Source organism: Streptomyces sp. NPDC058812, assembly GCF_042744565.1.
GTDB classification, from domain to species: domain Bacteria; phylum Actinomycetota; class Actinomycetes; order Streptomycetales; family Streptomycetaceae; genus Streptomyces; species Streptomyces thinghirensis.
Map to the genome: position 1 here is coordinate 142,150 of NZ_JBHYOB010000008.1, position 22,496 is coordinate 164,645.

The 22,496-nt window shown below is 73.0% G+C and carries 11 protein-coding genes; 8 read left to right on the forward strand and 3 right to left on the reverse strand.

All coding sequences use genetic code 11. The features are described 5' to 3' along the window. Positions 1-3: 3 nt before the first annotated feature. The 4 genes from ACFW48_RS18565 (at position 4) to ACFW48_RS18580 (ending at position 15,376) form a co-directional block, all read left to right on the forward strand. Positions 4-3,126: an SDR family NAD(P)-dependent oxidoreductase gene (locus tag ACFW48_RS18565; RefSeq protein WP_386315885.1), complete on the forward strand. Its 3,123-nt coding sequence runs from the start codon at positions 4-6 to the stop codon at positions 3,124-3,126. 173 nt (positions 3,127-3,299) lie between these two features. Beyond that, positions 3,300-12,002, forward strand: coding sequence for a beta-ketoacyl synthase N-terminal-like domain-containing protein (locus tag ACFW48_RS18570; RefSeq protein ID WP_386315887.1), 8,703 nt, complete (start codon positions 3,300-3,302; stop codon positions 12,000-12,002). A 57-nt stretch (positions 12,003-12,059) separates the two neighbouring features. Continuing rightward, on the forward strand, positions 12,060-13,829 hold the full coding sequence (locus ACFW48_RS18575; protein ID WP_386315889.1) for a 1-acyl-sn-glycerol-3-phosphate acyltransferase: 1,770 nt from the start codon (positions 12,060-12,062) through the stop codon (positions 13,827-13,829). After that, positions 13,826-15,376 carry an HAD-IB family hydrolase gene (locus tag ACFW48_RS18580; protein WP_386315891.1) on the forward strand — a complete coding sequence of 517 codons (1,551 nt, stop codon included), beginning with the start codon at positions 13,826-13,828 and terminating at the stop codon, positions 15,374-15,376. The genes ACFW48_RS18575 and ACFW48_RS18580 overlap by 4 nt, the downstream gene beginning before the upstream one ends. On the opposite strand, the gene ACFW48_RS18585 is transcribed toward ACFW48_RS18580, so the two are convergent. Genes ACFW48_RS18585 through ACFW48_RS18595 form a run of 3 tightly spaced genes read right to left on the reverse strand, consistent with a single transcriptional unit; the run spans position 15,321 to position 16,513 of the window. Further along, the gene (locus tag ACFW48_RS18585; RefSeq protein ID WP_386315893.1) at positions 15,321-15,713 is read right to left on the reverse strand and encodes a hypothetical protein; all 393 of its coding nucleotides are present in this window, start codon (positions 15,711-15,713) and stop codon (positions 15,321-15,323) included. The genes ACFW48_RS18580 and ACFW48_RS18585 overlap by 56 nt on opposite strands. Continuing rightward, complete coding sequence (locus tag ACFW48_RS18590; RefSeq protein ID WP_386315895.1) at positions 15,704-16,066, reverse strand: hypothetical protein; 363 nt, start codon at positions 16,064-16,066, stop codon at positions 15,704-15,706. The genes ACFW48_RS18585 and ACFW48_RS18590 overlap by 10 nt, the downstream gene beginning before the upstream one ends. A 33-nt stretch (positions 16,067-16,099) precedes the next feature. Further along, positions 16,100-16,513: a HEAT repeat domain-containing protein gene (locus ACFW48_RS18595; RefSeq protein WP_386315897.1), complete on the reverse strand. Its 414-nt coding sequence runs from the start codon at positions 16,511-16,513 to the stop codon at positions 16,100-16,102. 538 nt (positions 16,514-17,051) lie between these two features. Here ACFW48_RS18595 and ACFW48_RS18600 point away from each other — a divergent pair. The 4 genes from ACFW48_RS18600 to ACFW48_RS18615 are packed head-to-tail and all read left to right on the forward strand — an operon-like array spanning position 17,052 to position 21,888. Further along, on the forward strand, positions 17,052-18,278 hold the full coding sequence (locus tag ACFW48_RS18600; protein ID WP_386315899.1) for a glutamate--cysteine ligase: 1,227 nt from the start codon (positions 17,052-17,054) through the stop codon (positions 18,276-18,278). Then, the gene (locus tag ACFW48_RS18605) at positions 18,278-18,853 is read left to right on the forward strand and encodes a pyruvoyl-dependent arginine decarboxylase (RefSeq protein WP_386315901.1); all 576 of its coding nucleotides are present in this window, start codon (positions 18,278-18,280) and stop codon (positions 18,851-18,853) included. Before ACFW48_RS18600 ends, ACFW48_RS18605 begins: the two co-directional genes overlap by 1 nt. 54 nt (positions 18,854-18,907) lie before the next feature. After that, positions 18,908-20,653: a flavin monoamine oxidase family protein gene (locus ACFW48_RS18610; protein WP_386315903.1), complete on the forward strand. Its 1,746-nt coding sequence runs from the start codon at positions 18,908-18,910 to the stop codon at positions 20,651-20,653. An 8-nt stretch (positions 20,654-20,661) separates the two neighbouring features. Continuing rightward, positions 20,662-21,888: an amidohydrolase family protein gene (locus tag ACFW48_RS18615; protein ID WP_386315905.1), complete on the forward strand. Its 1,227-nt coding sequence runs from the start codon at positions 20,662-20,664 to the stop codon at positions 21,886-21,888. Positions 21,889-22,496: the final 608 nt, after the last annotated feature.

The following is a 22,496-nucleotide window of genomic DNA, read 5'->3' on the forward strand; positions in this document are numbered from 1 at the left end:
GACATGCATCTTCCCCCTGACCACCTTCCGCCCGACGAGCGCGGTTCCGCGCCCCCCGAGGGGGCGCCGGACGGCCCGCAGGCACTGCGGTTGCTGCGCGAGGCCCAGCAGCAGACCGCGCAGGTCCACTCCGAGCACCAGCGCATGATGGCCGAGAGCCATCAGGCCTTCCTCAACTCGACCCAGGCGGCCTTGGCCGGACTGGCACGGCTCGCTCTGGAACCGGGCGCACCGGAGGGCGAGGCGGCGCGGGACGTCCAGGAGGGCGACCCGTCCCGGGCCGATGCTGAGGAGGCCGACCCCGTCGGTCCGTACGCAGGCTTCGCCATCGGCACCGATATCGCCCCGCCTCCCTCGCGGACATCTGAGGAGGCCGCTGCCGACCTGCCCGGCACCACGGTGACCAGCGCGACGGTGGCGGACACCACGGAACCCGCAGCGGCCGCGCACGAGGCCGCGGCACCGGAACCCGACGCCCCGGAACCCCACGCACCGGAGAACACGGCGCCCGCCGGGGGGCAGGCGGCCGCACACTCCGCCGAGCACCTGGCCGAAGTCCTGCGCACGGTCGTCGCGGACCTGACCGGTTACCCCGAGGACATCCTGACCCCCGACATGGCCTTGGAAGCCGACCTCGGCATCGACTCCATCAAGCGCGTCCAGATCCTCGCCGCGCTGCGGCAGCAGGTACCGCGGCTGGCGGACGTCGAGGTGGCGGACGTGGCGGCGTTGCACACGCTGGGAGACGTCACCGAGCGGCTGGCCGAGGCCGAGGCGGCGACCGGGCGCAAGAGTTCCTTACAGGACCGGGCCGGCGGGCCGGCCCCTCCCCGGCTCGTCCGCCTGGCCCCGGTCGCGGTGCCGTCCGGACCGCCCCGACTGTCCGTACCCGGACTGAACACCTCCGTGCTCATCACCGACGACGGCGCAGGCGTGGCGCCGGCCCTCGCCGCGGAGCTCACCGCTCACGGGATCCGGGCACGGGTCACCTCCGAGCCGCCGACGGACGGGACCGCCCGCGAAGCCGGCTGCGTGGTGCTCCTGGACGCACTGCGGGCGTACGCCTCGCCATGCGATGCCAGCGGGGCACTCCACCGCGATCTGATGCGCTCCCTGCGAGCTCTGGCCCCGTCCTCGCCCGACCGGTCCACCGGCCGGGAGACGTCCGTGGTCATCGTCCACGACAGCGGGGGCGACTTCGGCGAGTGCGGGCGTCAGGGCGAGCAGGCCTGGCTGAACGGCGGCGCCGCGCTGGCCAGGACCGCGGCGCGGGAATGGCCGTCGGCCGTCGTCCGGGCCATCGACTGCGAGCGCGGCCACCGTCCCCCCGAAGCGGTCGGCCGGGCCCTGGCCGCGGAACTCCTCACGGGGGGCGCCGACCCTGACGTCGCCCTCTCCGCGGACGGGGAACGCCGTGTGCTGGCCTATGAGGAAGCACCGCCGTCGTCCGCCGCGCCGGACCGCTTCGGCGCCGACTCCTTCCTCGTCGTCACCGGAGGCGGGCGGGGCATCACCGCCGAGTGCCTGTCGACGCTGGCCGGGCGGGTACGGGGTGTGCACCTGCTGCTTCTGGGCCGCACCCCACTGCCCGACGAGTCACCGGAGGAGACCGGACCGGACGGTCTGGCCGCGCTGACCCGGACGCTCATGGACCGCGACCGGGCGTCCGGCCGGGTCCGCCCGCCCGCGCAGGTGCGGGCCGAGGCGGCACAGCACCTGGCGGCCCATGAGGTCCGCGCCACCCTGCGCCGCCTGGAGGAGGCCGGCGCCACGGTCCGCTACGCCGCCGTGGACACCCGGGACCCGGTCGCCGTCCGCAGCTGCCTGGACAAGGTTCGCGCTGACTGGGGCCCGGTCACCGGCCTGGTGCACGCCGCTGGCGTCATCGCTGACAAACCGCTCACCGACAAGACCGACGACCAGTTCGACACCGTCTTCACCACGAAGGTCGACGGCCTGCGCCACCTGCTGGACGCGACGGCAGAGGACCCCCTGGACACGGTGTGCCTGTTCTCCTCGGTCAGCGCGGCGGTCGGCAACGCGGGGCAGGCCGACTACGCCGCCGCCAACGCCGTGCAGGACCACATGGCCGCGGTGCTGGCCCGGCAGCGGCCGGACGCGCGGGTGGTCTCACTGGCCTGGGGAGCCTGGCGCGGGGGCATGGTCACGCCCGAGTTGCAGGAGCACTTCGACGAGGCGGGTACCGCACTGATCGCGCCGGAGGCCGGTGCAGCCGCCTTCGCCGACGAGGTGCTCTCCGCCCGCGGCCCGACGCGGATCGTACTGGTTCCCGACGCTGACCAGATCGCCCGGTGGGGGGCGACCGGCCCCCGGGCCCGTCGTCCCGCTCCCCGCGGTGCCGTGCTCGTCAACGGTGAGCAGCATCCGGAACTGGCCGACCACGCTATCGCCGGGCGGGTGATCCTGCCGGTGGCGACCGCCGTGGAACTGCTCGCCCGGGCCGTGCCGGGGCAGCGGGACGTCGGCCGACCGTTCGCCCTGCACGACGTGCGGGTCAGGGGAACCCTGGTCCTGGAGGACTATCCGGACACCCAGTGGCTGACCCTGCACGCGGCGCACACTCCAGGGCCGGACGGGTGGTCGCTGGAGCTGCGCGGTGCGGGCGACTGCCCCCGCTTCACCGCTGTGGCGCCGCTGGAGGCCCCCGGCACACCGCAGGACCCCGCGAAGGGGGCCCCGCGGCCGGCCCCCTGTCCTCCGCTTCGCTACGGGGACAAAGCGCACTTCCACGGGCCGCTGTTCCAAGTGGTGGACGAAGTCGTCGGCTGTGACACGGCAGGGTCCCTGACCGTCCTGCACGGCCTGGCGGAGATGGGCTGGCCCCGGGAGCGGCTCTGGCGCACCGACCCCGCGCTGGTCGACGGCGCGATGCAGTCGGCGGTGCTCTGGGCGGAGCAGGCCGTCGGCAGGGCGACTCTTCCCATGGCGGTGTCCCGCTGCGTCGTGCACCGGCCGGGACCCGCCGGGCCAGGGCCGGTCACGTGCCGGGTCACCGGCCGGTCCGCCGACGAGCTGGAAGCCGTGTGCGACGCGGTGCTCACCGACGAGGACGGCGCCGTTCGCGCAACCCTCCACGGCATCCGGCTGGTGGTCCGGCCGGACTGACCGGCCGTCCCGACGGACGGTCCCGGCGCGGCCGGGGCGGGGGCGGGGGCGCTCGCCGGACGCCCCCGCCCCGGCCCTTCCTTCCCGTTCGTCTCCTCTCCAACCCCTTCCTCCCCGGGCCCGTCTGCACCCGGGGCGATCCCCCCGCCCTTCTCTCACCCCTAGGACGACTCATGACCTTTCCACCGATCGCCGTGGTGGGCCACGGCTGCGTGCTCCCCGGGGCGTTGCGGCCCGAAGAGCTGTGGGACACCGTCGTCGAAGGCCGAACCGCCGTCGGCCCCGTCCCGAAGGGCCGCTGGGGCATCGACCCCGCGGCCGTGCTGTCCGACCGCCCCGCCCCGGACCGGGTCGTCAGCGCCGTGGGCGGTTACGTACGTGACTTCGACACCGTTTTCCGCCCGCGTTCGCTGGGCTGGGACCCTACGGAGGCCCAGCGCCTGGCCCCTGTCTTCCGCTGGACGGCGCACGCCGCGGCCGCGGCGCTGGAGACCGTGCCCGGCGCCCGTCACAGCACCCGCACCGGCCTGGTGATGGGCAACCTGGCCTATCCCACCGCCGCCCTGGCGGACCTCTCGGTGCGTCAGTGGCGCACGGGCAACGCCTTCCGCGGCAGGGCGGCGGCCGACGGGCCGGCACCTCTCAACCGGTTCTGCTTCGGGTACCCGGCGGTGCTCACCGGGCGGCTGCTCGGGCTGGGCGCGGGCACGCTGACGCTCGACGGTGCCTGCGCCTCCTCCCTGTACGCCATCAAGCTCGCGTGCGACCGCCTGCACGACGGCGAGGCGGACGTCATGGTCGCCGGCGGCGCCAGCGGCGCGGACAGCCTCTACATCCACATGGGTTTCACGGCACTCGGCGCGCTCAGCGCCCGGGGCCGGAGTCTGCCCCTGGACCGCCGGGCCGACGGGCTGGTCCCGGCCGAGGGCGCCGCCTTCGTCGCCCTGATGAGGCTGCCGGACGCGCTCGCCCGTGACCTGCCGGTCCTGGCGGTGGTGCGCGGCGTCGGATGGTGCAACAACGGTCGACGCGGCGGTTTCCTCGCCCCGAACGAGGACGCCCAGCGGCGGGCGATGTACGAGGCGTACCGGCAGGCCGGAATGGCACCGGAGGGGATCGGCCTGCTGGAATGCCATGCGACCGGCACACCACTGGGCGACTCGGTCGAGATCCGCAGCAGTGCCGAGGTGTTCACCGGCGCTCGTCATCTGCCGGTGGGGTCCTCGAAGGCCAACGTGGGCCACGCGCTGCCCGCCGCCGGCACGGTGGGGCTGATCAAACTCGTTCAGGCCCTCCGTACCGGCGTGGTGCCGCCGGCCACCGGTGTGCGCGACCCCTTGACCGCGCTCGCCGGCGGGCCGTTCCGGCTGCCGACGGAGCCCGAGGACTGGACGGGACCGCGGGCCGCGGCGCTCAGCGCCTTCGGTTTCGGCGGCGGCAACGCACACCTGGTCGTCGAGGCGTGGCCGCAGGCCCCGTCGGGCACCGTGCGCCTGCCGGTAGCCGACGGTCCGGCGGGCGCGGCGGGACCCGCTCTCGCCGCGGAGCCCTGCGCCGGGCCGAGGTCCGGCACCGCCACCGCTTCGCGCACCAGCGGCGCAACGGCCCCTGACGCGCCCGGCGGCGACACCCGGCGGGAGACCGCTGGGCCGGCGGGCGGCACTTTCGCTGCGACGTCCGGTCCGGAAGACGGCGGTACGCAGGATCTGGCAGTCGTGGGGCTGGGCGTCCGGCTGGGCAGCGGAACCGATGTCGCCGACTTCGTCCGCGACCTGACGGCGGGAGGGCGGGCCGTCGCGGACGGCCGGGGCAGGCACCGACGCGACGACCGCGCCCGCACCGCCCACGAGATCCGTCTCGCCCTCGACGAACTCCCCTTCCCGCCGGCCGACTTCGCCGACGCGCACCCACAGCAGGCGATGCTGCTCAGCGCGTGCCAGGAGGCGGTCGCCGGGCTGAGGCTCCCCAGGGAACGGACCCTCGTCATGGTCGGCGCCGAGAGCACGCCCGACACGGCGCGGTACAGCACGCGCTGGCGGAAGACCCGGGTCACCGCCGGACCGGACGAGGAGCCCGCGCCGCTGAGCGCGCCGCTGACGGCGAACGCCGTGGTACGTCACATGGGCGCCACACTGGCCAACCAGGTCAACGTCGCCCTCGACCTGACCGGGCCCGGGTTCGCGCTGTCCGACCGGGAGGCCTCCGGTCTCAGCGCGCTGCGTCTCGCCGCCCGGGCCATCCGGGCCGACGAGTGCGATGCGGCCGTGGTGGGCGCCGTCGCCTTCCCCGACGAGGAGGTGCACCGTTCCGTGCTGTCCGCGCTGGGCCGGCCACTGCGGCCGGTGAACGCCGCGGTGGTCCTCGTCGTGAAGTCGGCGAGCGCGGCCCGGCGGGAGGGCGACCGCATCCTGGCCGTCCTGCCCGCTGCGGGCGGACCGGATGACATCGACCGGCCCGCCGGGTTACTGGTCGGTGACGTGGAGGCCGACGGCCCGGCCGCTGTGAACACCGCCGAGCTGCTGGGACACGCCGACTGCGCCCACGGCATGGTCGGCGTGGCGGTTGCCGTCGCCGCCCTGAGCAGGGCGCTGCTGCCACGCACCGGCGCCCCGGCGGCACCGTGGCTCGGTCCGCGCAGCGCCGAGGTCATCGTCCGGGCCGCCGAGTCGGTGGGTGCCGACCGGCTCAGGCTGACCGCCGGGTCCGGACCCCCTCGCGCGGTCCTCACCGAGGCACCACCGCGGTTGCACGTGTTCTCCGGTGCCGACACCGAGGCGGCCCTCGAACAGGCGCTCTCCTACCGGGAGGATGACCAGGGTCCCGCCCGGCTGGTCGTGCAGGCGAACGGCGAGGCGCAGCTGCGCGATCGCGTCGCGGCCGCGGTGCGCTGGTTGCGCGGCACCGGTTCCCGGCCGGAGGGCGTGCACCACCGGGCGCGGCCGCTGGGCGGTGAGGTGGCGTTCGTCTACACCGGCGGTGCCGCCACCTACCACGGGATGGGCCGCCCGTTGCTGCTGGCGTGCCCCGACGCCCAGCACGCCCTGGCCGAGCGGTGCGGAGATCTCGGGCGGCTCGTGCAGTGGCTCTACGAACCGCCGGCCGGTGCCCCGGAGCCCACCGCCATGCAGCGGATCTGGGCGTCGTCCATGCTCAGCCATCTGCACACCTCCCTCAGCCGGGACACCCTGGGGCTGCGTCCGCACAGCGTGCTGGGCTACTCCTCCGGGGCAGTGAGCGCGCTCATCTCCCTGTCCCTGTGGCGCGAGCTGCGTCCGCTGGTCGCGGACGCCATGGGCGATCCGCTCTTCAACGGCCTGCTGACCGGCCCCTGCGAGTCCGTACGCGCCGTGTGGCGTGAGCGTGGGGTGCCGGGGAGCCGATGGGCGACCCATCTGATCGGGGCGCCGCCAAAGCGGGTCCGAGAGCTGCTCGAAGGCGAGACGGCGGTGCATCTGACCGCGGTCAACAGTCCCACCAGCTGCATGATCGGTGGAGAGGAGCAGGCCTGCGCGCGGGTCCTCGCCTCCCTGCGTCCCGCCTACGCCTTTCGGCTGGCGTACGACGTCGTCGCCCACGCCCCCGAGGTGGAGGCGGTCGCCGACCGCTGGCGGGCCTTCCACCACCGCCCGACGGAACCGTTGGATGTGCGCTTCTACGACTGTGCCACCGGAACCGGCTTGCCACCGACCGCCGACGGCGTCGCGGACGCGCTGACCGCTCAGGCGACCGGCACCGTCGACTTCGCCTCGACCGTGGAGCAGGCCTACGCCGACGGTGTGCGGGTGTTCATCGAGCACGGCCCCAAGCAACTGTGCACCGGGTGGGCGTCGGAGGTCCTGCGCGACCGGGAGCATCTCGCCGTGGCCCTCGACGCCGCGCCGGACCGCTCGGTTCACCATCTGTTCGACGTGACCGCGCGGCTCGCGGCGGCCGGCCTTCCCGTCCGGCACGAGGCCCTGACCCGCCGGCTCACGCCACCACCGTCCGTGCTCGCCCGGGCGGCACGCACCATCACGGTGGCGGGAAGCCTGCCGCCCGTGTCGCCGGGGCCGGACCGGCGGGACCCGGCGCGCGCTCCCGGCACGGCGGTTCCGGCGCGAGCGGCCCACGCCGTGAGCGGTGGAGGACCGGCTCGCGGACCCGGTGCGCGCCATGCCGCGCCTCGCGCGTCGACGGGGCAGCGGCCCGCAATGCACGCCCCGGTGGCCGCAGTGCTCCCCGAGCCCATGAGGACGGCCGGCGTCCCCGGCGCGGCGGCCGGTGGCCCCGGTCCGGCCAGGGACGGCGCGACCACGGTGGCGACCGGTGCCATCGGCGAGCCCATGGCCGGCGCCTCTGGTCCGTCCGCGACCGGCGGCCCCGGCACCGGCGGCGGGCCGGCCGGTCGGCCGCGGCCTGCCGCACACAGGCCTGCTCCGCCGCCGGCGTCGGAACTGCCCGGACCGAAGTTCGACCGCATGCAACTGGAACGCCTGGCACACCGGCCGGTGTCCGAACTCTTCGGCTCACGGTTCCGGGCGCAGGACGCCCGCCGCCGCCAGACACGACTGCCGCGTCCGCCGATGCTGCTGGTCGACCGGGTGACGGGCATCGACGCCGAACCGGCTTCGGTGGGCACCGGCGTGATCTGGACCGAGACCGACGTTACGCCCGACGCCTGGTACCTCGACCCGGCCGGCCGCATGGCGCCCGCCCTGACCGTCGAGGCCGGACAGGCGGACCTGTTGCTCATCAGCTGGCTCGGCGTCGACCTGCAGCAGCCCGCGGACCGCGTTTACCGGCTACTCGGCTGCGATCTCACCTTCCACGGCCCCCTCCCAGCGCCCGGCGACACGCTCTGTTACCGCATCGAGATCACCGGCCATGCCGAGCACACCGGCGTGCGGCTGTTCTTCTTCGAGTACGACTGCTGGGTGGGCGGTGAACGGCGCATCAGCGTGCGCAACGGCCAGGCGGGCTTCTTCACCAATGAAGAGCTGGACAAGTCGGCGGGCCTGCTGTGGACGCCTGATGCCGCGCACCCCGACCGACCGGCCGACGAGCAACCGGCCACAGAGGCAGAGGTGCGCTCCTTCGGCTCCGAGCAGGTCGCGGCCTTCGCCCAGGGCCGGCCGGCCGACTGCTTCGGTGCCGACTGGGAAGTGACGCGCAGTCACCTGAGGACACCTCGCATCGCCGACGGCCCCCATCAGCTGATCCGCCGGGTCACCCACTTCGACCCCCGGGGCGGGCCGGCGGGCGCCGGGTATCTGCGCGCCGAGCTGCCGCTGTCCGCGACCGACTGGTTCTTCGAAGGGCATTTCCACAACGACCCCTGCATGCCGGGGACGTTGATGCTGGAGGGTGGCCACCAGGCGATGGCCTTCCACCTCGCAGCGCTAGGTCTGACCAGAGAGCGGGACGGCTGGCGCTTCGAGCCGGTCCTGGACGAGAGCGTACGCATGCGCTGCCGCGGCCAGGCGGTCCCCGGCAACGAGCTGCTGACCTATGAACTGTTCGTCCGCTCCGTCGAGGAGGGAGCGGAACCCGTGCTGCGCGCCGACCTGCTCTGCACCGTGGACGGCAGGAAGTCGTTCCACGCGGAAGGACTGGCCCTGCGGCTCGTACCGGACACCCCGCTGGACCACTGGCGTACCCTCGCGCGCTCCGGTGGCGACGCACCGGCCGGGCTGCCGGTCCCGGCCGCCGAACTGCGCGCCACCCCCGCGTCGCGGCGGACCGTGGTCGCCGACGGCACGCTGCTGGACCGGGACAGCATGCTGGCCTCCGCCTGGGGGCGGCCCGGGGAGGCGATGGGCCCGGCGTTCGCGAAACTGTCCGGCAGGCGCCGCACCCCCCGGCTGCCGGGCCCGCCCTACCTGTGCGTGGACCGGGTCACCGAGCTGCACGCCGAGCCGGGCCGTTGCGCACCGGGCAGTTCGGTGGAGACGGAGTTCGACCTGGCCGAGGACGCCTGGTTCTGGCATGAAAGCGGCGGTACCCTCCCCACGGCGATCCTGATGGAAGCCGCACTGCAGCCGTGCGGCTGGCTGGCGCAGTTCACCGGGTGCGCTCCCGACGCCGGGCAGGACCTCTTCTTCCGCAATCTCGACGGCACCACGACCGTCCTGGCCCCCGTGCCCACCGGCACCCGGGTCCTGCGCACTCGCGCCACGCTGCGGGAGGTCTCCTCCAACGGACCGATGGTGCTGGTCTTCTTCGACATCGAGTGCACCGCGGACGGCGCGCCCGCGCTCAGCTGCTCGACGAGTTTCGGGTACTTCCCCGCCGGGGCGTTCGACGCGCAGACCGGCCTGGGCGCCAGCGAGGACGCGGGCGGCGACGGCCGCGCGGACGGCGGGGAGACACTGGACGGCCCGCCCGACACCGACCTCACGGTGCGGCCGGAGAAGTACTGCACGGGCCCGCTGCGCATCGGCCATCCCCGTCTCGTCACGGCCGACCGGTTCACCCGGTGCCGGCCGCTCGGCGGGTCGGCCGGCCTGGGCAGCATCCGGGGACAACAGACCGTGCGCGCCGACAACTGGTACTTCCGGGCCCACTTCTACCAGGACCCCGTCCAGCCAGGTTCGCTGGGCGTGGAGACGATGTACCAGCTGCTGCGCGTCCTGCTGATCGAGAAGGGATTCGCCGCCGGCATGCGCGCGCCGCGCTTCGAAGTGTTCGCGGACGAGGAGCCGCTGACCTGGAAGTACCGCGGACAGGTCACGCCGCGTTCCCAGCAGGTGGTCATCGACCTGGAGATCACCGGCACGGGGCAGGATCAGGACGGCCGGTACGCGGTGGCCCAGGCCTGGCTCACGGTGGACGGTCTGCGCATCTACCACGTCCGCGGCATCGGTCTGCGCGTCACCGAGATCGACCCGCCGGAGCCCCCCGGCCACTTCGCCGCGCGTGTGCTCGATCCGCGCACCGAGACCTGGGCGGCCGACCACCGGCCCGCCCACACCGCTCCCGCACTGCCCATGACGTGCGCCGCCGACCTCCTGGTCGAGGCCGCACAGCGGCACACCGGACGGCAGGTCCGGGCGGTGGAGGATCTGGTCATGGACCGGTGGGTCGTACTGGACGGGCCCCGCCGTCTGCTGACCGAGGTCCGTGCCACCGATGGCCGCGCCGACGTACGGCTGCTGGCCTGGCGCGAGGCGGCCAACCCGGCCCTGTCGCGGTACGAGCCGGTGGCCACGGCCGTGGTGCACCAGGAGGCCGGGCCACCACCCGAGGTGCCCGCACCGCTTGCCGCCCCCCGGCCCGCGCTGTGCCTGCCCTACGAAGACGGCGGTGTCTTCCACGGGCCCGCCTTCCAGGTGCTGGCCGGCATGCGCTGGGGCGAGCGCGGCAGCAGCGGCGTGCTCCGGCCGGCCCTGTGCGGAGTGCCGCGGGGCACGGTGCACCCGGGACTGCTCGACGGCGCGCTGCACATCATCCCGCACCAGAGCTTCGAACGCTGGGACGCCCGCATCGCGCCGGGGCGCGTCGCCTACCCCCGGCGCCTGGTTCACCTGCGCTTGTACGAGCCGCTGCCGGAGTCCTCGACCGTACGTGTGGACGCCCGGTTCGCGGGCCTGGCCGACGACGATCCCGACCGGCCGGTGACGGACCTCTTCCTGCACCAAGCCGGGCGGGTGCTGGCGACCCTGCGCCTGGAGCAACGTCTGGTGCCGATGGGATTCCTGGCGTCGTACGACCCCGGGCAGCGCCGCGCCTTTCTACGCGATCGTTCGCCGCTGCCCGGCCCCGGCATCGGCAGGACGAGGGCCGACGCCACCGTCGTCACGGCGCGGGACATGAGGGAGGTCGACTGGTTCCCCGGCACCGTCGACACGGTGTTCGGCCTGAAGCCGGGCAGGTCCGCCGGTGACCGGCTGGCCGAGGTGGCCGTCCGGCAGCACGTCGCCGCGCGGTGCGGCGCCCACCCGTCCGCCGTGCTCCCGGACGCCGACCCGCTCGGGGCCTCGTCGCGCAACCGTCCGCTCACCCGGCACCACCTGTCGGTGGAGCACCGCGGGGACGCGGTCACGGTCCGGGAGTCCGCGCCGTGCACCCTGGACGTGGCGCGCGTCGGCCGGTGGTGGCGGGAGCGGAACGGTGACGGGGACGGGTACGACCTGCTGGTGGCGCTGGTACAGGGCTTCCTCACCGAAGTCGAGTACGCCGGGTCCGCCGGCCCGGCGCACGACGGGCCCGGCCGCCTGTACGCGCACGGCCGCGACACCGAACCCGCAGCCCTGGTCTTCGCCGCCGTCAACGCGGCCGTGCGCGGCACCCCTCCGCTGCTGCTCGGCGGCGGGGGCTGGACCCGCAGGCTGCTCGGCCTCGTCTTCGACGGCCCCGGCACCCGACTCGATCCGCGTCGTTGTCCCTGCGCCCCGCTGTCCGAACCTCCCGCCCTGCGAGCGGCGGCCCATCTGGACCACGGCGGCGACGTGATCTGGTCGGCCGACGGGCCGCGGCACGCGCGGGCGGTCGGTGCGCAGGAGGTCCTGGAGGCCGCGCTGCGAACGGGTGCCGACGTGCATCCGCTCCGCTTCCGGCCGTTCCCTCCGCGGGAACCGGACATCGGTGAGCACGCCGAGGTGAGGACGGTCCGTCTGGCCTGCCACCACCAGGTCGCGGGCGCCCTGCCGCGCAACGCGCTGGCACGGGAACCGCTCGACGCCGTCCGGGCGGCGCTGCGTGCCCTGGAGGAGGTGTCCGTGCGATCGCTGGTCACCCCCTCGGTGCTGGAGGAGGCACGACCCGCCGCCGTCCGGTACCAGGCAGTCACGGGTGCCGACCCGGACGAAGCGCTGCTGCACTCGCTGCTGCGGACCCGGACCGGGCCGTCCGGGCGGTCGTCCGAGGCCGTCCGGACGCGGAGCGCGGCCGGTTCCTGATTCGTCACCGTCACCGTGCGGTCGTGCGGTCGTGCGGCCGTGAGGAGGAGTAGCTCCATGACCCGACACAGCCCCGAAGCGGTGGTCACCGCCGTACTCGCCCAGCCCGCCGCCTCGGCCGAGACGGCTCGGCTGTCCCGTGAAACCGGCCGCGCGCCCGACGTCGTGCGCGACGCACTGCGGCGTTGCCTGCGCGAGATGGCCGCGGGCGGCGGCCGCCGCTGGAGGGAGGCCTTCGGCCGGTTCCTGCAGTGGTTCGTCACCGGCCCGTGGCAGGTGGACAGCCGGGCGGAGGAACGCCACATGGTGCGGCGGCTGGCCGCCAGCGGCACGGTCATCTTCCTGCCGAGTCACCGCGCCTACGCCGATCCGCTGTTCCTCGCGCGCGTGCTGCGCGACTGCGGGCTGCCGCGCAACATCTGGTTCGCCGGGGACAACCTCCGTATCCCGCTGCTGTCGACGCCGGCCCGGCGAGCCGGTGTGGTCTTCGTGCGCCGCCGCCCACACGGGGACGAGACGTACCGCGCGGCGCTGCGGCTCTACCTGCGTTACCTCATCGATCTCGGGCAACCGCTCGAGTGGTACCCCGAGGGCAGCCGCACCAGGACCGGGCTGCTCCAGCCGCCGCGTCTGGGACTGCTCACCCACGCCCTGGAAGCTCTCGGCGCCGGCACCGGCCGCCAGGCGTGGTTCGTGCCGGTGTCACTGACGCATGCGCCGGTCCCTGGCGGCACGGAACTGGCCGACGAGGAGGCAGGGCGGCCCAAGAGGCCCGAGTCGCTGCGGTGGTTCGCCCGGTACGTGCGCGACCACCGCCGCGCGGCGGGCCGCGTGGAGGTGCGCTTCGCCGCTCCACTCGCCGCCGGGGCCTACGGACGGCCGGCCCCCACCGGACACGGTGCCGCCGCCCGCCGCCTGGGCCGCGATGTCAACCGGGGCATCGCCAGGACGACCCCGGTCACCCCGGAAGCGCTGGTCTGCCTGGCGCTCACGAGCCGCTTCGCCCCCTTCTCCGCGGACGGCGTCCATCGGCGGGTCCAGCCCCTGCTGGACGCCCTGGAACGGTGGAACGCGCCGTGCGCACCCGCGGCGGTGCTGCGCGACGAGGACGGGGTCCAGGCGGCACTGGACCGGTTGCGCCGGGCCGGAGCGGTAGCGTCCGCGTCGGGGGGCGCTCATCTCGTCCACCGCCCCCGCGCCCGGGTCGCGGCGCTGTACCGCAACCAGTGCGTGCACTGGTTCTGGCCGCGCGCCGCCGCGGAGGTCGCCGCGCTGCGCGGCTCACGAGTGGACCCCCACGCCGCCTGGGAGCACGGAGTGCGGCAGCTACGGTTAGTGATGGACCTCCTGACCTGTGGCACCGGGCTGGAGACGGATCCCCTCCTGCTGGCCAACGCCGTCGTCGAGCTGAAGAGGCTGGCCACCGCCCAGGGCCCCGGAACCGACGCACCCTGGGCGTTCGACCGCGAACTGTCCGACGCCGGGCAACTCGTCGCCCCGGACATCGCGCGCCCGGTGGTCGCGGCACAGCGCAACGTCTTCCGGCACCTGTGCCTCTTCGCCGAGGGCCGGGAGGCCGAACGCGCCGCTGCCCTGGAGGCCGCCCTCTCCCACCGCGCCACCGACAGCCTCCACGACACCGACGCGTGCGTCTCCCCCCAGTTGTACGCCGCGATGCTGCTGGAGGCCGAGCGCCGAGGTTTCCTCGGTGCTCAGAGCGTTCTGCTGCGCCGCGGGCGGCTCGGACACCTGAGCGCCGTGCTGGACGACCTCAGAGTCCTGGAGAAACTGGGGCAACAGCCCGGACGAGATCGGGAGAGGCTGTGACCGGGCTGGCGCGCCTTCCCGGCCTCGGCACGCTGACTCCCGCCGGCCACCCGCGAGGGGACGCCGACCGGCTGCTGTCGGCCGTCGCCGCGGCACCACAGGGGCCGGAGACCGGCGCGTACTTCGACTTCGACGGCACCCTGATCCGCGGCCACTCCGCGCTCGCCTTCTGCCGCAACAGGCTGCGGCACGGCGAGTGGCCCGCTGAGGCATGGCGGGCCCTCACCTCCGCGCCGCCCGCCCGGATCGTCTCCGATCTGCTGCGGGCCCGCTCGGGCGTCGAGAACCACGCCGCGGCCCGGCTCGGCGCCGCCGCCGCCGCGCACTGGCACGGGAAGCCCGCGGAGGCTCTGTCCGAGCTGAGCGAGCGCGTGTTCGCCGAGGAGATCGTCCCACGCATCAGCCGTGACGCCTGGATGCTGGTGCGGGCGCACCAGGCCCAGGGTCACACTGTGGCGATCGCCACCGCGGCCAGCCGACCGCAGGCCGAGCCGCTGGCCCGCGCACTCGGCGTGGATCTGCTGTGCACACCCGTCGAAGTGACGGACGGCCGTATCGACACGCGACGTCCTGCCCCACTGTGCGCGGGCACCGCCAAGCTGGCCGCGGTGCGGGCGCACGCCACCGAGCACGGGGCGCATCTGAGCCAGAGCTTCGCCTACTGCGACGGTTACGAGGACCTGCCGCTGCTTGAGAACGTCGGCCGGCCCCGAGCCGTCAACCCCAAGGAGGCCCTGGCCAAGGTGGCCCACGCCATGGGCTGGCCGGTGGTCCGGCTCGAGCCGCCGCGAGGCGGACAGGCGGCAGCCCTGGTCGCGACGTCGGGAGCCGTGGGCGCCGCCCTGACCGCGCTCACCGCCTCGGCGTTCGCGGGAGCGGCTGCCTGGGACAGACACACGGCCGCGGCGACCGCCCTGCGGCTGGGCAGCGATCTGGTCCTGCGAGCGGCGGGCGTGCGGGTACGCGTGACCGGCCGGGACCATCTGCGGGCCCGGCGGCCCGCGGTGTTCGTCGCCAATCACAGCAGCCCGGTGGACGCCCTGATCCTGGCCCACCTGCTGCGCTCCGACTGGTGCGCGATGGTCAAGCGCGAGCTCGGTGACGTCTGGGGGCTCGGGCACTTCCTGCGCTGGACCGGTGCTCTGTTCGTGGACCGGAACGACCGGGACCAGTCCGCCGCCGTGCTGGCGTCGGCGGTGGAGCGGTTGCGCCGGGACGTGTCGGTGTTGGTGGAACCGGAGGGGACGAGAGCGGGCACCCCGGACCTCGGCCCGTTCCGCACGGGGGCGTTCCGGGTCGCCGCACGCGCCGCCGTACCTGTGGTGCCGGTGGTCATCCGCAACGCGACCGACGTCATGGACCGCGACGGCCGGCTGCTTCGCCCGGGCCGTGTCGACGTGGCCGTACTGCCACCGGTCGAGACCGCCGACTGGGCGGAGGAGGACATCCGACACCATGCCGATCGGGTGCGGGAAAGCTTCGCCGCGACGCTCAGGAACTGGCCCGAGAGGGACGAACCGGCGGCTGGTGACCGTCCGGGCCGGTGAGACGGTCGTATGCCTCGTGCGCTGTGGCGCGCAGGGCGGGGAGTGGGTGGGTGGTGGCGATGTCGTGGAGGACGCCGACGGTGTTGCCGTCGCCGACGTGGCCGGCGATGGCACACAGCAGCGGCTGTCCGGTGCGGCGCCGTTCGATCGCGGTTCCTTGGACGGTTCCGCTGGCGGTGTTGAACAGGAGCTGATCCCGGCCCTGTTCCTCCGGCCTGTGCACCAGGAGGTTGAGGGAGACGGACGTGGCCGGAGACGGGTGCTGGAAGCGGACATCGCGGCTGGCTCGGTAGTGCATGACCCGGCCGGCGGGCAGGGTCGTTTCCTCTACAGACACCAGGTCCGCCCGGTCCCCTCGGTGAGACCGGGGCGGTGATCGTACTCCCAGACTTCCGTGCGGTATCCGGGGCCCAGGTGGCCGACGGTCAGGAAGGAGAAGTTGTGATCGGGTGGGAGTTCGTACGAGTGCAGGGCGGCGTCGTTGCGGTCCGCGGGGGACCAGATGTCGGCGCGTACGGTCCACCCCGGGCCGGAACCGAGCAGCAGCGGGCCGGCGCCGAGCGCGTACAGCAGGGGGGCGGACGCAAGCAGGCTGTCCGGTTCTGCCGGGTCGAGACAGCCGCGCAGGTGGTCGAGGCAGTCGGCCAGGTCGACCGCGCCGGCCGGCGTGACGTCTACGATGCGTGTCATGTACGGGCTCCGGTACGGTGCGTTCTGCACGCTTCAGGCAGAGGGACGGGACGGCTTCGGGCGGCAGGCGAGAAAGTCCAGGGCTTGTTCCGCGGCTTCCGCCACCTCCGGGTGTGGATCGCTGACGGCCTCGCCCAGCAGACGCCGACCGGCTACCGGGGCGTAGACCGCCCGAACCGCCTGCCAACACACGAAGCGGGCGTGGTGGCGGGCCAGTCGGTGCACGGCGGGCAGGGCCTCCGGGCTCCCCGTCGCCACCAGGGCCGGGATTGACGCCAGCAGCCGGGATGCGGTGGGATCCGCGGCCACCGCCTGGTCGAGGTGGCCGCTCTCCCTGTCCCAGGAATCGCGCACCGCGAGCCGTGGTGGAGCGGTGAGCAGCGCGCTCACCACGGGCGCTGGCTGGGGCACCAGTACGACCACGTCGGCCTCGGGGGCGAAAGCCATGCAGCGGCCGAGACGGGGCCGGTGATGATCCAGGGCAAGCCGCTCGTGGACGGCCAGACGCGGTGGGCGGGGCGACTGGTGCGACACCCCGATGATGAAGTCCTCCGCGGCTCCCCACACCGTCGCCTGCCAAGGCGCACCGGCAGGTGTCAGGCGCAGGCACAACGTCCAGTGACGCAGACCGCCGAACGGCAGGCCGTCACCTCCTGTTATCGAAGTGATGCGGACCTCGCCCCGGTGACCCGGAGTCTGGAACCTCGGTCCCACGGCGAACATCCCCCAGAGGGGGCAACCGGCAGCTGAAACGCGTTCGCAGCCCCGCACGGTCCCGCCTCCCGCGGCGTAGACACCCAGGCCCGGGAGCGAACCACAGTCCGCCCGCCGGGGGCGGTTCACTCACGCGCACATCTGCCGTCCCACAAAGCCTTTGTTTTCACTACTTACGAGGACTGGCGGTAAGGGCTGCGACCGGGGGTACTTCGCTGGAAGAGGCATACCGCAGCAAGGAGTTCGTCGCTGGCGGGTGAACGGAGGCGCTGTGGACTCGCAGAACACTGCGGACTTACCCGAGAGCGCGACGCTGGGTGTCGAGGAGGAATTCCTCCTCATCGACCGGAGCACCTTGCGGCCGGTGGGGCGTAGCAGCCCGGTGGTGGAAGAGAGCCGGCACCGGCTCGGCGGCGGGTACTTGGTGCAGGAGTTGTCCCAGGCCATGGTGGAGACCGTCAGCTGCGTATGTGACGGGTCATCCGCCTTGTACCAGGAGCTGGTGCGGTTACGCCGGGAGGCGGCGCGGGCCGCGGATACGCGCGGTTGCCTGCTCCTGGCGTCCGGCACCTCTCCGGACGGCTCCGCGGGTCCGGCGCTCGGCACGGAGCCGTCCTGTGTGCCGGGGTTGCGCGACCAGCCAAGGTACGCGCGTATTCGGCAGCAGTTCGGCCCGCTGCTCGAGGACCAGGCCGTGTGTGCCTGCCATGTGCACGTGGGAGTGCCGGATGTGCAAACGGCCGTCCAGGTGATCAATCACCTGCGGCCGTGGCTTCCGCTCCTACTGGCCCTTACCGCGAACTCGCCCTTCTGGCGCGGCAGAGACACCGGATACGAGAGCTGGCGCGCGATGGTGTGGAGCAGATGGCCGACCGCCGGACCGCCGCCTTGGCTGCGGTCGGCCGGGCACTACGAGGCGATCGTCCGCTCGCTCGTGGCCAGCGGGGCCGCTCTGGATCCCGCGATGATCTACTGGTTCGCCAGGCCGTCCAGGCACGTGCCGACGGTCGAGGTGCGGATCGCCGATGTCCTGCCCACCGTCGAGGAGACGGTGGCATACGCGTTACTGGTGCGTGCGCTGGTGGCCCACGCCCGGAGCGAGATGGAGCGGCACGTGCCCGCACCCCAGGTGCAGCAGGAGGTGCTGATCGCGGCTTGCTGGCGAGCGGCCCGGACCGGCGTTTCCGGGCATCTGCCGGATCTGTGCGGCACTGCCGCGGGCACCGAGCCCCCAGCCGCCTGGCACATCAGCGCTCTGCGCGCTGCGATCAGCCCTCACCTCGTCCAGGACGACGAGCGGACGATGGTCGATCAGTGGCTCGACCTGCTGATGCGTGAGGGCAGCGGTGCTGAGCGTCAACGGGCCGTCCACCGCAGGACCGGGTCCGTGCGGGGCCTCATCGAGCATGTGGCGCTGACCGACGGCGAACCTCCTCTGACCGCCCCCGCACCGGCTCTTCGAACCGAATCCCGTTGCCCCGACCCCGAGGAGACCTGATGAACGTTTCCGGTATTCAGCCGCTCGTCCCCCGTCGGATGTACTTCACCACCGGTGTCGGTGTACACGCCCGCGAACTGCAGGCACACGACCTGATGTACATGGACGCGGGGCTGGGACGAGTCAACCGGGTCACTGTCTCCAGCCGTGTCCCGCCGGACTGCACTCTCGTGTCCGGCGAGGAAGGCGGGGCTCAGCTCAAGGACGGGCAGATCCTGTTCGCCATCCAGGCGCTGGCCGAGACGAACACCCCCGGGACACGTATCGGGACCGCGGTGGGCATCGCTGTGCCCGAGGACGGAGGGTTGGGGTGTGTGGCGGAAGTGCACGAGCAGGACGCGGTGGGCAAGACCGCCGAGGCCGCAGCTGCCAAGGCGGTCCAGATGGCACTGACCGCCATGGGTCTGGAACTGGGACAGCCGGACTTCGACGGGGCAGCACTGCACCGGCCGGGCCAGGGCTCTTACACGATCGCCGGGACAGCGGTGCGCACCCACGCGGCGAGCGTGGACGCGCGGGGGCCGGACAACGGTGACTGGGTCAAAATCGTTTCTTCTCTGGTGTTCCTGTGGTGACTACCGCTGCCCTCGCCAGAGCTCTCCGCCCGACGGCCAAGGAGGTACCCGCACGTGTCCAGCGGATCCCCGCCACCGGCGTGTGACCTGCAGGTCGATTTCCCCTTCGACTACGCCGCTCACCTCGCGGACGGCCGACGCATCGGCAGCCTTCCCGCATCCGCGCTGGGGGCACCCGTCGCCGTCATCGGAGCGGGGGGCGCCGGTCTGTGTGCCGCTTACGAACTGCTGCGGATAGGCTGCCGACCGGTACTCTACGAGGCGGAGTCATCTCCCCACGGCCCCGGTGGACGGCGGCTGGGCGGCCGAATGTACAGCCGCCGGATGGATCCCGCCGACAGCGCGGTAGTCGAGCTGGGCTGCATGCGCTTCCCGGACTCCGCGCGGCTGCTGGGGCAGTACGCGGCGCTGTTCGGACTGCACATGGTGCCGTTCCGGGAGAATTTCGCCTACCCGACCACACCGGTGACCGTGTGGCATGTCGACGGACGCAGCCACCCGGCCCGTGAGATCACTGACCTCTACCGGCAGAATGAAGAGTTCCGCCGCGCCCACACCAGATGGGAAGCCGCTCTGGAAAGGGTAGGTGTGCCGCAGTTGCGGCGTGCGGTGGCCGACCGCGACCTGGCGGCGATACGCCGTCGATGGGCCGACATCGTGCGGCGCTTCGATCAGTGGACTTTCCGCCGCTTCCTCGTCGACCCCGAAGGCGCGGGCCTGTCCGGGGAGCAGGCGCGGCTTCTGGGTACCGCCGGGATCGGCCCTGCGGCCTGGGACTGCTTCTGGGGCATGAGCATGGTCGAACTGCTGAGGCTGTTGCTGACAGCCGAGGGCGCGGTCTTCCAGCGCCCGCGGGAGGGCATCGGCGCACTGGCCGAAGGCTTCTGGGCGCACCGGACCCAGGGTCCCGACGGTCGCGGCGTGAGCCTGGAAGAGGTCAACGGCGGGATGCTGCGGCCTGCGGTCACCCTGCTGGAGACCTCCGATGACCCTCGGCGCGGAGTCACCGTGCACAGCTCGGACGGCCGCCAGGAGACGTTCACAGCAGTCGTCTTCACTCCTCAACTGCAGTTACTGGAGACGTCCGTCGAACTCCGCTCCCCCGACCGGGACGGCCCCAGCCCCCTCGGGCCGCGCCTGTGGCGCGCCGTACGCGGCATCACGTACTGGCCGGCGGCGAAGACATCGCTGGTCGTACCCGAGCCGTTCTGGTCCGGCACCAGCATGGACGGCGTGACGCTGACCGACCGGCTCCCCCGGGCGACGTACACCAGCGACTACGGCCCTCCCCGGGCCGCGGGCGGGCGGACAGCGGTACTCGATCTGAGTTTCACCTGGTCCTTCGACTCGATGAAGGTGGCCGCATCCTCACTGCCTGAACGGGTCGAGGCCTTCGTACGGGAACTGACCGCCGTCCACCCCGACATGGCACCCGAACTGCGGCGGGCGGCGGCCGACGCGTCCGCGGTGACCATCTCCTGGGGCAACGAGCCGAACTTCCGCGGCATCGCCCGCTTCTCCCAGCCCGGCGAGTACCGCTACCAGCACGACCTGTTCCACCAAAGCCTCAAAGACCACAGCGGCCGTCCGTCCGTGCCGGGTGAACCCGCCAACGCCCTGTTCCTGGCCGGCGACGACACCTCCTTCTCGCCCGGCTGGCTCGACCACGCCCTGGCCTCCGGAATCAACGCCGCCTGGGGTGTGATGACCCTACTGGGCGGCGGCAGCGAACCGGGCAACCCCGGCCCCGGCGACGTGCTCACCTCACCTGACTACCGTCCCCTCCCCCCACCCACATAAGGAGACCGGTGACGCAATCCGACGTGAACCCGGTGGTACTGCGGGCCCCGCTTTTCTGGGACGGTGTCAGTGACCGCCCGCGCCCAGGAGTGGACGTCCTGGTCGGGAACGGACAGATCCTCGAAGCGGGCGGCAAGGTGCGGGGGCCCGCCAAAGCCGAGGTGGTCGACCTGCCAGAGTGCACGCTGCTGCCCGGCCTCATCGACTGCCACGTCCACCTGGCCGACGAAGAGGCCGACGGCGACTCGGCGCCGTACCAGGTCCTCACCGCACTCCCGGCCATGCGTGCGTTGCTCACCAACGGATTCACCACGGTGCGCGACCTCGGCAGTGCCCACCAACCGCTCAACGTGGCCCTGCGCCAGGCTGTGCGGGAACGACTGGTCGAAGGGCCACGAATCATCGCGGCGCCGAACATCCTCTCGCCCCGGGGCGGACACGAGGACAAAGAACCCAGCCTGGCCCAGCGCTACGGCACCCAGATCGGCACGGTGGCCGACGGTCCGGACGAGATCCGACGCATGGTCCGCCGTCAGGCGAGAGACGGCGCCGACTGGATCAAGTACGCCGGCAGCGGCGGCTTTTCCTCACCTGCCGACAGTCCCGACACAGTCTCCTACGCGCAAGACGAAGTCGACGTCCTCGTCGCCACCGCCCGTGACCTCCAACTGCCCTGCGCCGTCCATGCCTTTCCCGACGAAGCGGTACAGCGCGCGGTACGAGCAGGCGTCCGCAGCGTCGAGCACGCCACACTCGCCACTGACGCCACGTACGAGCTGATGCAACACCACGGCACGTTCCTGGTTCCCACCCAGCACTGCCAGCGTCGCTTCCTCGACCACCTGGACGACGACGACTTCTGGCACGGACGGTCCGCCGACATGCGTCGTGCCTACCGGACCTTCGTCGAACCCCTGCGCGAAGGGCTGCGCCGGCAAGCCCGAACGAACGTCCAACTCGCCTTCGGCACCGATGCCGGCATGTTCCCGCACGCGGAGAACTGGCGCGAGTTCCCCACCCTCGTCGATCACGGCTTCAGCCCCCTGCGCACCCTGCGGTCAGCGACCTCCGCAGCCGCCGACCTTCTCGACCGACCCGATCTCGGCCGCCTCACACCTGGCGCAACTGCCGACCTCGCCGCAGTACAAGGTGATCCCTTCACGGACATCAGCGCCATGGGCAGAGTACGACTGGTCATGCAGAGTGGCCGCATCGTCCACCGCCAAGAGGGCTGACCGCCTTCGGCATACACAGATTGCCGCCGACCTCGACGTCCATCCGATCACGTTCTCGCAGTGGCTGCACCGCGCCGGCACCGACGAGGGCGCCGGGCCCCGTACCAGCGTCGGTTGAGACGGCCGAGCCGCACGACGTATGCAAACACACTCCGCTCTCTGCCGCGGCCTACGGCGCCCACCGGCGAAGTCGGCCGTACCAGGCGGCTCACCCTGGCTCGGACAACCGCATTCTGGCAGTTGACCGTGCTGACGGCTCTTGTGGTGGTGGCTGCGGTGACGGCGGTGAGGCCGCTGACGAGGAACCTGCACCTTACCGGGCACGTGTCGGTGGTCAGCGGCATGCCGCTCAGACTGGTGCTGTTGGCCTGGTGGGCGCAGCTGCTGCTGGCCGCACCTGCCGGTCCGCTGGGGGCGGTGATGGTGGGTGTGTCGATGGTGTTCGGGCCGCTGCGGGTACCGTCGGTGCTGCTGGACGCCTACTTCAGCCAGGAGGTGCTGTGCCAGCGCACCTGGAAGCGCCCGCGATCGGCCGCCCGTACCGAGTCGCCGCACGGTCCGCGGGTCAGCGTCCACGAGCCCTGCTACGCGGAGCCACCAAAGGTCGT

Coding starts and splice junctions, on each gene's coding strand:
- ACFW48_RS18590 (WP_386315895.1), bottom strand. CDS start 16,066: ATGACACGCATCGTAGACGTCACGCCGGCCGGCGCGGTCGACCTGGCC.
- ACFW48_RS18565 (WP_386315885.1), top strand. CDS start 4: ATGCATCTTCCCCCTGACCACCTTCCGCCCGACGAGCGCGGTTCCGCG.
- ACFW48_RS18595 (WP_386315897.1), bottom strand. CDS start 16,513: ATGGCTTTCGCCCCCGAGGCCGACGTGGTCGTACTGGTGCCCCAGCCA.
- ACFW48_RS18605 (WP_386315901.1), top strand. CDS start 18,278: ATGAACGTTTCCGGTATTCAGCCGCTCGTCCCCCGTCGGATGTACTTC.
- ACFW48_RS18575 (WP_386315889.1), top strand. CDS start 12,060: ATGACCCGACACAGCCCCGAAGCGGTGGTCACCGCCGTACTCGCCCAG.
- ACFW48_RS18570 (WP_386315887.1), top strand. CDS start 3,300: ATGACCTTTCCACCGATCGCCGTGGTGGGCCACGGCTGCGTGCTCCCC.